The following is an 11,046-nucleotide window of genomic DNA, read 5'->3' as shown; positions in this document are numbered from 1 at the left end:
GAGGCTTGCCATGAGATACGCTTTGGCTTCCACCCTATTGGAGTTCTTGATTTAAGAAAAGGGAAGGTCAGACCCAAAGTAAGAAAAGTGTAACCCATGTCCATAGGTTAAAATGTAACCCATGTGAATGTTGAACACTTACTTATAGAAATTCCTTGACAGGAAAAGGAAGGGAAAATTAGAACAAGGCAGGGTGGGTAGTATGGTATAATTTTTGTATGAATTGCAGAGATGGAGGTAAAAATGAAAGCTTATGAATACTATGCGGATGTGCTGGCTGATGGACATTTGTCTATCCCAGAAAATCTTAAAGACAAACTGAAACCTGACACAAAAGTAAGGGTTATGCTTCTTATTGAAGATGAGGACTCAGTGTGGAACAGTTTTGCAATGTCTCAATTTCTAAAGGGTTATTCAGAGGAAGACGCAATCTATGACAGCCTATAAATTAGGGGATATAGTTATTGTTGTATTTCCCCATACTGATTTACAGGGCATTTCCAAAAGACCCGCGGTTATTCTTTATGATTCAGAAGATATGGATGTAGTTGTGGCAAGAATAACCACGCAGGCGTATAACACTACCGCAGATTATAAAATACTTGAATGGAAGACCTGCGGTCTTTTAGCTGAATCGTATATTAGACTTGGAAAACTGGCAACCATAGAAAAGCGATATATTGGAAAGAAATTAGGGGCATTAAGTGTTTCGGAAATAGAGGGCTTGAAGTCAATCCTCAAAAGAATTTTCTCGTTGTAGAATTAGCTGGATAGAGTTTATGTTTTAAGGAAAGGGCAACATTGTAAAAAATATGGAAAGATTTAATATTAAATGCCCCGACCATCATCCTATGAGATGCAATCTCTCACCTGCAGATAAAGATTATCTTTTGAGTAAGGAAAAATATAAAGCGTTCTTTATTTTCCAATACAAAGACCAAGATGAATGGCTTTCTCCTACAATAGAAAATTATTTCAATACCTTTAGTTATAGAGAAAGTGCAGTTGCTTACAGGTTTTGAGAGTGCTCAAAGGCAACATGTAAAGGACACAATTAGCAAAATAGCAGGACGACCTGCCGAAGGATTATTAAAAATTCTTCTCTTAGAGGGACCAAGAAAATTTTCGGAAAATGAAATAAATGATTGGCTTAAAAGACAACAATCAAGAGCGAACACACATAGTTCATATTTAGACGAACTAATAACTCTTGATTTGGTTATAAAAATGCCTATATCTGAAGGGCCTAAATTATTAAGATACCCCAATATTAGTGTCAATGAGGCTTACAGAAAATATTTAGAAGAACTACTCTGGGAGAAGTTGTAGCAGTTTGCGGAGTTTGTCCCTGTATTAGAACATTATCATTTTGGCAGGATTGTCGAAGCAACTAAGCAGGTCACACAGGGCAGGACAGTCTTAGATTATGAAACTCTTCGAGTTCCTTAATAAGTATTTCCCTCGAGATAACCCCAAGCCTGACAAGCGACTCTCCAAAATAAAGATGGGAGTCTTCCTGCTCTTTAAGCAAGGCGTCTACCTGTGAGTCCGTAAGATAGGTTTTCTCAACTGCAATCTCTCCGAATTTATTGCCTGATTCTTCCTGAAACATGAGGATTCTCTCAACATCGCTTTCATCGAGCCATCCTTTTTTTCTTGCAAGCTGACCTATCCTGAGGTTATTTCTCTTTTGCATTATCCTTGCATTCAAGACATCTTCATTTGTAATTATGCCTTTTTTGATAAGGAACTGACCAAAAAGAAGATACCTAAGTGCCATCCTTATTCCCCTTCTTCGTGAAAATACTCTTTTTCAGATATAAAGTCATGAACCCTTTTGAAGATTCTGAACCAGACTGCATCTTGCACCTCCTTTATCTCTGCTCCGATGATAAACCCATCTCCTGCTACCACCCAGTGCCTTATTATTGCTTTGAATGTAACATCTCTTGTCAGAGACTGAGGGATTGAGGCAATGCAGTCTATAAGCTCACCAACAAAAAACCTCACAGGGCTTTTTATCCTTATGCCATGCTCGCTGAAATCTAAAAGACCGACATCTATAAGGTCCCCTGAGACCTTTCTTATTTTCATCTCGATGTATTTACGGTAAATCTCTGGAACAGGGTATCTTTTTTCCCTTCGCCTTTCGAGCATCAGTTCTTCTTCGTAAAGAAACGGAATAAGCTGTTTGAGGCCATCTATCATATAGTCAGCCTTATCGAGCAGGTCTCTTTCCCTGTAGCCGTATGTAACTGCAACTGTCTTTACACCTGCTTTTCTGCCTGCCTCTATGTCATAGGGACTGTCGCCTACCATGATTGCCTCGGATGAGGCAATGCGAAGGTTTTCGAGCACATGAATGACTGGCAGAGGCGAGGGTTTCTTTTCCGAGACAGTATCGCCTCCAACAACAAGGTCTATGTATTTAAGAAGTCCCAACTTTTCAAGAAGGGCTCTTGAGAGAGCCTCTGACTTATTCGATATTACTGCCTTTTTATAACCATGAAGTTTCTCGAGTGTTCCCATCACATGAGGGTATGATGTGGAATACTCGGTAAGGTGCTCTGTATAATACTCAAGAAACCTTTTTATCACATCCTCTTTGCATCCGTAGTTTTCCTCCCCAATGACTTTCTCTATAAGCCTTGTGATGCCCTCTCCAACGAGCTTTACGGTGTCATGAACACTTAGCTCTTTAATGCCATAGGGCTTTATTGCATGGTTTAAGGAATTTGTAATATCTTTTACTGTGTCAACGAGTGTTCCGTCAAGGTCAAATATTATAAGCCTGGTTGACATAAAGGGATTATATCACAATTTAAAGGTGTATTTTCCCCTTAAGAACATCTTCCTTATCTCCTCTGCAAGGAAAAGAACGACTGCAAAGGGGATGAGGATAAGCCAGACCGTAACGGAGATGGGAGAGGTCGAGAATATCTTATTTCCCCACGGATGATAGACTATAAATATCTGAAGTGAAAGCTCAACTAAGATGCCGATGAATATCAGCCTATTTGTAAAGAACCCGATGCTGAAGACGGATTCCCTAAAAGACCTCGAGGCAAAGACATTTGCTACCTGAGTTATTATGATTGCAGTCAGGCATGCTGTAGTTGCCTGCATGTAAAGGAGACTGTTTGAGGGAAGCATCTCACCCCATTGCCAGCCTCCTCCTTTAAGCACATAGAAAAATCCGAAAAGCCCGGCCATTGCCTCGATAGGGCCTAAAAACAGGTATGCCCTGCTCATGAGCCTTAGATTAAGAATCCTTTCTTTTGGTGACCTCGGAGGCTCCTTCATAAGCCCCTCTGTTGGTCTCTCGGCACCTAATGCAAGGGCAGGCAACATATCGGTGCCAAGGTCAACTGCAAGGATTTGCATGATTGTAAGGGGAAGCGGAACCCTTAGAAGCACAAAGACTAAATAGGGCACAATCTCCGGTATATTGGATGTGAATATGTAGCTTATGAATTTCCTAATGTTAGCATAAACAGCCCTTCCTTCCTCTATTGCATTGACGATAGTAGCAAAATTGTCATCTAAAAGAACCATATCAGATGCCTCCTTAGCGACATCCGTGCCTGTTATACCCATGGCTATCCCTATATCTGCCTTTTTAAGGGCAGGTGCATCGTTTACGCCATCTCCTGTAACTGCAACCCTTTCTCCTTGCTCTTGAAGGAGCGAGACAACCCTCATCTTATGTTTTGGGGTCATCCTCGAAAATATTATCTCTTTTGCCCTGAGCTTATCCCTTAGCTCTTTATCGCTCATCCGGACAAATTCAGGGCCCTCTATTACAGTTGGATTTTCCTTAATAAGGCATATCTCTTTTCCTATGGCAAGTGCTGTTCTTGAGGCATCTCCTGTAATCATAATCACCTTTATGCCTGCCCTTTTACATCTGTCGATTGCAGGTGGAACCTCTTGCCGTGGAGGGTCTTGAAGCCCTATAAGCCCTGTAAATACCATATCTCTTTCAATGTCCTCCATGTCTGTTTCGGAGCTTTCCTTATAAGCAAATGCAAGGACCCTTAAACCGTTGTCCATCAATGTATGGTATGTAGATATGGTCTTTTCTCTCAGGGATTCGTCCAAAGGCACCTCCCTTTCATCTAAGAGCATGCGACTGCATAAAGGCAGAAGTCTTTCCATCGCTCCTTTTGTAAATGCCATCCTTTTGCCTTTAAAGAGATTCACTGTGGTCATCATCTTTCTTTCGGAGTCAAAGGGAATTTCTAAGATACGCTCTGCCTCTATATCTCCAATTGACTCCCTTACTGCCTTAAGGAGTGCAGTCTCTGTTGGCTCTCCTTTATACTGACCATCGAGGAACCGTGCATTATTACAGAGATATGCGGTCTTTGTGAGTATGTCGAGGTCTTTCCTTTTTACATCTTCGATGGAGGTGATTTCTTTACCTGCCCATAGGTTTCTTACTGACATTATGTTCTCTGTGAGTGTGCCTGTTTTGTCTGTGCATATGACTGTGACTGAGCCTAATGTCTCAACAGATGTAAGGGTTCTTATAAGGGCTTTCCTTTTAGCCATTCTCTGGCTTCCCATTGCAAGCGAAAGGGTCACTGTCGGAAGAAGACCCTCAGGGACATTGGCAACTATTATGCCTATGGCAAATAAATAGTTTTCCCAGAATGTCCTTCCGATTATGTGTCCGATTGCAAAAAAGGTAATGCCCATGGCTGTTGCAATAAAGGCAACAATCCTCGTTACCTTTATTATCTCCTTCTGAAGGGGGCTCAACCCAGCTGTAACTGCGGATGTAAGGTGGCAGATTTTTCCAAACTCAGTTCTCATACCAGTGGCAAAGACCACTGCCTTTCCCGAGCCGCTAAGGACGGTTGTGCCTGCAAATGCGATATTTGGGCTATCCATGAACTCAGCCTGAAATGCAGTATGATTTCTTATTGCAGGCTCGGATTCTCCTGTAAGAGGTGCATTGTTTACCTTTAAATAGGAGGTCTCGATGAGCCTTGCATCTGCTGGAATCTTATCGCCTTCTCCGATTAATATAACATCCCCTGGCACAACCCCCTCGGAAGGAATCTCTCTTTCTCTGCCATCCCTTATAACCCTTACATGAAATGGCAAAAGTCTTTTCAAGGACTCCAAAGCCTTTTCTGCCCTGTATTCCTGTGTGAATGTAAATACCGCATTTATGAATATAACTGCGGTTATTGCAACGCCTAAGACAAGCATCCCCTGACCGGGGTTAAGATATTCCGATAAAAACGAAAGCCCTGCACCAAGCCATAGAAGTATTGCAAGGAAATGCGTAAACTGTCCTAAAAACCTCAATGGAAGAGGCTTTCCTTTTGCCTCCCTTATCTCATTTGGTCCAAACTCAGAGAGCCTTCTTTGTGCCTCCTCTTCCTTAAGTCCGAACTCCGATGTAACGAGACTATGAAGGACATCCTGTGTTTGGAGATTATGTATTTTCATGAGATGTCTTCATGCGGGCATTGAATATTATGAGGTCTGAGGGCGTGTCCCTCAGCATATCTTCGACAGGGTTGCCTTTGAGTATACTGCTAAGGAGGCTTCTTTGGCTTTCGCCCATTATTATGAGGTCATGCCTTCGGGATGCGGCTTCTATTGCAATTGCCCTGCCTGCCCTGCCGGGGGTGAATTTCTTTTCATGTATGACCTTGTATCTGCTCAGGTGCTCCATGAAGTGTGCCATATCTACAGACAGTTTCTCTTCCCATTCAAGTGGGCTTAGGTGGATTTCGCCATGGAAAAACCTCGATATTGGTTTTGGCGAATGGAAGATGAAAACCTTCGAGTCAAATGCCTGGGCTATCTTTGCAGCAAAGTATGCCCTCTCCTCTATGTGGTCAATCCTTGCTTTAAGAGGCAGAAGGATTTCCTTTGGATGGAGCCTTCCTATATGAACGACCCTGACAATAGCAGTAGAGCATGGAAGGTTGAGGGACAGCCTTTTTGCGATTGTCTCGACAAAAAACCTTCTCTGGATATCTGCCCTTCGGGTCGATGCAAAAACAATGTCTATGCCTTCCTGTCTGACAAGCTCCGAGATTCTTCTTACAGGCTCGCCTGTCTCTGTTATTGCCTCAGAGGAGATGCCTGCCTTTTCTGCTGAGATGAATATCCTTTTCACTGCCTCCTCTGCCCGCTCTATAACCGAAGTCGGCTGTCCTTTTTCTGCAATAAAACAAATATAGAGCTTAGCCCCTCCAACCCTTGCAAGACTCATTGCATATCTTGCAGTAACCTCTGAGTTCAGGTGCTCGTTGACTGCAGTGAGAATCCTCTTGTACATAAAAAGATTATACTTCAATTTAAGGGGATGGAAAAGGCTTTTGTGTTTTAACCTATGAGACTACCCGTTTTCGTATTTGATATACTGGAATACCTGAATCCTTCTGTTTATCTGGTCAACGACATATATCTTGTCGTCTTTATCTATGAATATGCCCATTGGCAGAGTAAACTTTCCTGGCTCATTGCCATTTGAGCCAACAACGAGATAAACACTCCCGTCAGGCCCGAATATCTGAAAATTCCCGAATGCGGAGTCAACGATATATATATGCCCTGCCGAGTCTAAAGCTATACCTTTTGGCCTTGCGAAACTGCCGATGTTCGAGCCAACACCTCCAAATGCGCTGAGGAACTTACCGTCTTTGTCGAATATCTGGACCCTGAAATTGCCGGTATCTATTACATATATCTTGCCCTCTTTGTCAACTGCCACATCGTATGGGAAATTGAATTCTCCGAAATCTCTACCCCTTCCTCCAATAGAAAACAAAAAATCGCCATTCAGGCTCCAGACAGTTACATTGTGTTTCTTGGAATCAACCACTAATAACCTTTCGTTTACCTCGTCTATCTCAAGCCCGGCAGGTGTTTCAAAGACATCCGTGTCTGTCCATATCGTCGCAGTGTTGTCTTCGGGGTTGAAAACAAATACCTGCTTTCTCGCCGAATCGCTTACAAATACCCTGCCATCAGGGGAAACTGCAATGCCGGTTGCATTGCCAAGGAGACCTCTGCCCAAAATCTTGAACTTTCTTTTGTTAAAGTCATAGACATGGATAACACCAACATCTGTGATATAAAGGACATTGTCTTTGACTGCAATATATGCTGGTTTTCTGAATGTAACTTCTGTTTCCTCTCCAAAAAGGAGTCGATGAAACTTCCCCCTTACGCCAACTACATCTATGCTTCCAATAATGAGTTCGAGGAACTTGACACGGGGCTTCTCTGGAGGAAAAGGCCAGTATAGCTCAGGCGGGCTTTCTCTTGGAAACTCTGCACACGAGGCAATAAGAACAGCCGTAAGGACATATATAAAGATATATTTTAGTTTCAGCATAAGACTATTAATTATAAACTATTAGCAGTTGTAAACTCAAAGGATAATCCTGTTAATCTCCCTGAAACTCAGTCAGCGTAAAGACCTTATATCCTTTTGAGACAAGCTTTTTAATGCCTCCCACATCAGGCAGGTTCACAACAAAACACATCTCAGCCACCTTGCCACCCAACTTCTCTATGAGTGCGGCAGATGCCAATGCAGTGCCCCCTGTTGCAAGAAGGTCATCTACGAGGAGAACCTTTGTGCCTTTTCCTATTGCATCTGTATGCATCTCGATACTGTCTGTGCCGTATTCTAAAGAATACTCCTGAGACACCTTTTCAGCAGGCAGTTTACCCCGCTTCCTTATTGGCACAAACCCCTTGCCCAATGCATAGGCAAGGGCACCGCCTATTATGAAGCCTCTCGATTCTATGCCAACGATTATATCGAACTTTATATCTCCTTTGATATACCTCTGTGTAAGGTTGTCTACCACAAGCCTGAAGCCAACAGGGTCTTTGATGAGTGTGGTTATGTCCCTGAACATAATGCCTTTCTTAGGGTAATCGGGTATAGTTCTTATTCTGGATTTTATCGGCATATTTCCTCCTTTATACGGCTCTACATTGGCATTCTATGTATTTAATCTTTGGAATGGTATTTATAAGAAGTCTTTTTACATTCTCCGAGTTCTTTGTCATTATATCTACTATCATGTCCCATGTGACAGGCTCCTCGCCTTCTTTCCAGCAGTCATAATCCGTTGACATAGCAATGCTCTGATAGCAGATTCCAGCTTCCCTTGCTAATATTACCTCAGGCACAGTGGACATATTTATAACATCGGCACCAAGAAGTCTGAACATGTGGGATTCTGCCTTTGTGGAAAACCGAGGTCCTTCTATTGTAACGACAGTGCCCTTTTTGTGGTGCCTGAGCCTGAGTTCCTTTGCAGAGCCACAAAGAAGAGCCCTTAGCTCCTTACAGAATGGCTCGCTCATTGGCGTGTGGATGACCTTCTCTTCGTGGAATGTAAGTGGCCTATGCTTTGTATGGTCTATGAACTGGTCGGGAAATACGAGGTCTCCGGGCTTTATGCCCTCCCTGAGAGAGCCAACTGCAGTTCCTGCCAAGATGTGTGTACAGCCTTCTTTCTTAAGTGCATATATATTAGCCCTGTAATTTACGCCAGTCGGATATATCGAATGCCCTTTGCCATGCCTTGCAAGGACGACTGTCTCGACACCGTTTATCCTGCCGATGGTCAGAGCCGATGAGGGCTTTCCATAAGGAGTCTTTACAGCCTTTTCCCTTACATCTTTCATTAACTTCGGGTCATCGAGCCCACTGCCTCCTATGATTCCTACCTTAATTGTCATGGTTTAAAAGATATACGAAAAAGAGGCTTGAAGTCAAGCGAGGGAAAGGGTTTCTAATTGCCTGTTTTTGTGGTAGTATTAAGCACTACCATGACAAGTCGCATCGTCATAGCCTTAGCAGTATTAATATTGTTTGTCAGCGGAGTCCATGCAGAAGAGATAAGGCTACTCAATGTAGAGACTATCCCTGCTGGGGCTGGAGTGAAATCAGTCGTTATAAGTTCTGATGGCTCAAAGGTCTACTGTATGAACCTCGAGGGTATGAGCGTCTATGAGTTTGACAGAAAATCGAGGACTTTATTAAGAAAACTCTCATTCATTCCACATTCGGGAAAGGGTTTCGATTACGAAAAAAAGATATGGTTTAACTCCCTTCAAGAAAAGCCTGTAGAGGCACATATAACCCATGATGGACGCTTCCTATGGGTCTCCCTGCATAATGCAGGAGGAGTGGTTGTCTGGGACCTTAAAGAAAACGCTCCATTCATCTCTGACATGCCCTATAAGAAAGCAACTATAGAGGTCTATGGCGACAATCATATCGTTAAAGATGTCAGGCTCCCCTTTATCGAGACAGGCATTACGCCAAAGGTCATAACTTCAAGCAAGGATGGATTATATCTCTTTGTTTCAAACTGGCACTCTGACACAGTAAGCGTTATAAGGATAGATTCCCCTGAGCCGAGAGACTGGGTCAAGGTAAAGGATATTAGTGCACGGATACCACGGGGGCTTTTGTCGGATTCCAAACACCTCTATATAGCCGAGATGGGCAATAATGTGATAAGCGTAGTAGAGCTTGAAACCCTGACTAAGACATCCGAGATAACAGTTGGCTTAAACCCAAGGCATATTGCTTTCAGGGACGGTCTCCTTTATACATCCCTGAACATAGAGTCCATGCTTGCCGTGGTCGATACTGCCAAAAACACCATGGTCAAGACATCTACATGCAAGTCGCCACGGACAATAGCACTCACAGGAGACGGAAAGACACTTTTTGCAGTGTGCTATAACTCAGACATGCTTCAGGCATTTTCAGCAGACGGATTGAGACCTATTGGAAAATGGCCCTCACACAGCCACCCGGTTGGCGTTGATGTGTTTCAGGACGAAGACCTCATCGAGGTCTGGGTTGCCAATTATAGCTCAGGAACCCTTAAGGTCTTTACATTCAAACAATCCCCTGTCAGACATGAAAAACCGCTTTAAATCAGAATGACTCTATGTCATGAGAGACGAAAAGAAATTCAAGGCAATCATACTCCTCATGGCAGTCCTTTGCGCCTTTAGTATCTTATATGCCATTTCCGAAGAGTTCCTCATGCCTGAGATAGAGGGCTATCTAAAAAGAAGGCTTTACTATGAAAGGGTCATATCCCAAAAAGGGCTGAGCCTGAAAAAGGCACTTTACTGGGATGAGAAAAAATAGCCGTCATTCAGAGAATTTTTCAAACAAATCTTTAAGTATGCTTTCATCTTCTATTTCTCCTGTACTTATGAATCGGTCTACTTCGATGCTGCCATCATCAAAAAATTCTACTTCCCACCTTTGCCCAGGTACAACAACAATAACCATTATTGCATTATTGCTATTGTGCTCCAAAGAATAACTTATTTTTTTCCCATTCAATCTGTTTAAAAATGAGAGCAAATTTTTTAACGAGGTTTCTTTCATCTGTCAAACCTTTTATCTCTTAATAATTTCAAAACTGTTCTTAACCCTTGATTTTCTTTTGCGAGTTCTACAAGTTCCTCCCATTTCATATCTATAATTTCGTCCCATCCTGGCGTGCCTTTCTTAGTCATGGATAATGCCATTGTCTTTGAGAAATTGCAAGTGGGTTTTCATGCCGAGTGATTTATGGGGTTCTCAATGGGGTCAGTCAATGGGTTCAGGTCTTGTTTCTTGCATTAAAAGATTTCCTCAGTTCCTTTACCAATACCTGAGTATCCCCTTTTTATCAAGATTTTTGATGAGGCAATTCACAGCTGAATAAGTTCAGATACATATGAGACAAAATGTTGTATAAAAATTATTTTATCTTCCCACCCACCCACCCTGTCTTAAGGTATGGGGCTTTGCCCCCATACCCCTAAAAAGAATCTCCTTTAGAGAATAGGGGAACTTTGTTCTAAAATCCCCCCAACCCCCCTTTTCTAAAGGGGGGTGAGGGGGGGTGCAACCTGCTAACATAGGTAACAGATTAACCTACGGACATGGGTAACAGTATAATGGCAGAGCAAGGAGGTATTGCGATGCCATGGAGAGAGGTGAGACCTATGGACGAGAGAGTGAGTTTGATTTCGGACTGG

At 42.7% G+C, this 11,046-nt stretch carries 13 protein-coding genes; 5 read left to right on the top strand and 8 right to left on the bottom strand.

From position 1 onward, the window contains the following. Positions 1–243: 243 nt before the first annotated feature. From HY805_08320 to HY805_08310, 3 genes are all read left to right on the top strand, one after another. Positions 244–447, top strand: a complete 204-nt coding sequence (locus HY805_08320) for a hypothetical protein (GenBank protein MBI4824216.1) — start codon at positions 244–246, stop codon at positions 445–447. Beyond that, on the top strand, positions 434–760 hold the full coding sequence (locus HY805_08315) for a type II toxin-antitoxin system PemK/MazF family toxin (GenBank protein ID MBI4824215.1): 327 nt from the start codon (positions 434–436) through the stop codon (positions 758–760). The genes HY805_08320 and HY805_08315 overlap by 14 nt, the downstream gene beginning before the upstream one ends. A 245-nt stretch (positions 761–1,005) precedes the next feature. Then, positions 1,006–1,329, top strand: a complete 324-nt coding sequence (locus HY805_08310; GenBank protein ID MBI4824214.1) for a hypothetical protein — start codon at positions 1,006–1,008, stop codon at positions 1,327–1,329. A gap of 70 nt (positions 1,330–1,399) precedes the next feature. Here HY805_08310 and HY805_08305 read toward each other — a convergent pair whose 3' ends face one another. From HY805_08305 to mtnP, 7 genes are read right to left on the bottom strand one after another with little or no spacing between them, the layout of a single operon-like run. Beyond that, the gene (locus HY805_08305; GenBank protein MBI4824213.1) at positions 1,400–1,780 is read right to left on the bottom strand and encodes a hypothetical protein; all 381 of its coding nucleotides are present in this window, start codon (positions 1,778–1,780) and stop codon (positions 1,400–1,402) included. Positions 1,781–1,782: 2 nt separating this feature from the next. Continuing rightward, positions 1,783–2,802 carry an HAD-IA family hydrolase gene (locus tag HY805_08300; protein MBI4824212.1) on the bottom strand — a complete coding sequence of 340 codons (1,020 nt, stop codon included), beginning with the start codon at positions 2,800–2,802 and terminating at the stop codon, positions 1,783–1,785. A 12-nt stretch (positions 2,803–2,814) separates the two neighbouring features. Further along, positions 2,815–5,463 carry a cation-transporting P-type ATPase gene (locus HY805_08295; GenBank protein MBI4824211.1) on the bottom strand — a complete coding sequence of 883 codons (2,649 nt, stop codon included), beginning with the start codon at positions 5,461–5,463 and terminating at the stop codon, positions 2,815–2,817. Further along, positions 5,450–6,304 carry a universal stress protein gene (locus HY805_08290; GenBank protein ID MBI4824210.1) on the bottom strand — a complete coding sequence of 285 codons (855 nt, stop codon included), beginning with the start codon at positions 6,302–6,304 and terminating at the stop codon, positions 5,450–5,452. The genes HY805_08295 and HY805_08290 overlap by 14 nt, the downstream gene beginning before the upstream one ends. A gap of 60 nt (positions 6,305–6,364) precedes the next feature. Continuing rightward, a complete protein-coding gene (locus HY805_08285; protein ID MBI4824209.1) occupies positions 6,365–7,366 on the bottom strand; it encodes a 6-bladed beta-propeller in 1,002 nt (333 codons plus the stop codon). Positions 7,367–7,418: 52 nt separating this feature from the next. Next, complete coding sequence (locus tag HY805_08280; GenBank protein MBI4824208.1) at positions 7,419–7,952, bottom strand: adenine phosphoribosyltransferase; 534 nt, start codon at positions 7,950–7,952, stop codon at positions 7,419–7,421. Between the two features lie 10 nt (positions 7,953–7,962). Next, complete coding sequence (mtnP, locus tag HY805_08275) at positions 7,963–8,730, bottom strand: S-methyl-5'-thioadenosine phosphorylase (GenBank protein ID MBI4824207.1); 768 nt, start codon at positions 8,728–8,730, stop codon at positions 7,963–7,965. Between the two features lie 57 nt (positions 8,731–8,787). Between mtnP and HY805_08270 the strand changes: the two genes are divergently transcribed. Continuing rightward, on the top strand, positions 8,788–9,942 hold the full coding sequence (locus HY805_08270; protein ID MBI4824206.1) for a beta-propeller fold lactonase family protein: 1,155 nt from the start codon (positions 8,788–8,790) through the stop codon (positions 9,940–9,942). 19 nt (positions 9,943–9,961) lie between these two features. After that, positions 9,962–10,162, top strand: coding sequence for a hypothetical protein (locus HY805_08265; GenBank protein ID MBI4824205.1), 201 nt, complete (start codon positions 9,962–9,964; stop codon positions 10,160–10,162). Between the two features lie 3 nt (positions 10,163–10,165). Here the strand turns inward: HY805_08265 and HY805_08260 are convergent, their stop codons facing one another. Next, complete coding sequence (locus tag HY805_08260; protein MBI4824204.1) at positions 10,166–10,408, bottom strand: hypothetical protein; 243 nt, start codon at positions 10,406–10,408, stop codon at positions 10,166–10,168. Between the last annotated feature and the right edge of the window lie 638 nt (positions 10,409–11,046).

Source organism: Nitrospirota bacterium, from assembly GCA_016207905.1.
Taxonomy (GTDB): Bacteria; Nitrospirota; Thermodesulfovibrionia; order Thermodesulfovibrionales; family JdFR-86; genus JACQZC01.
This window is presented reverse-complemented; position numbering and strand designations above follow the sequence as displayed.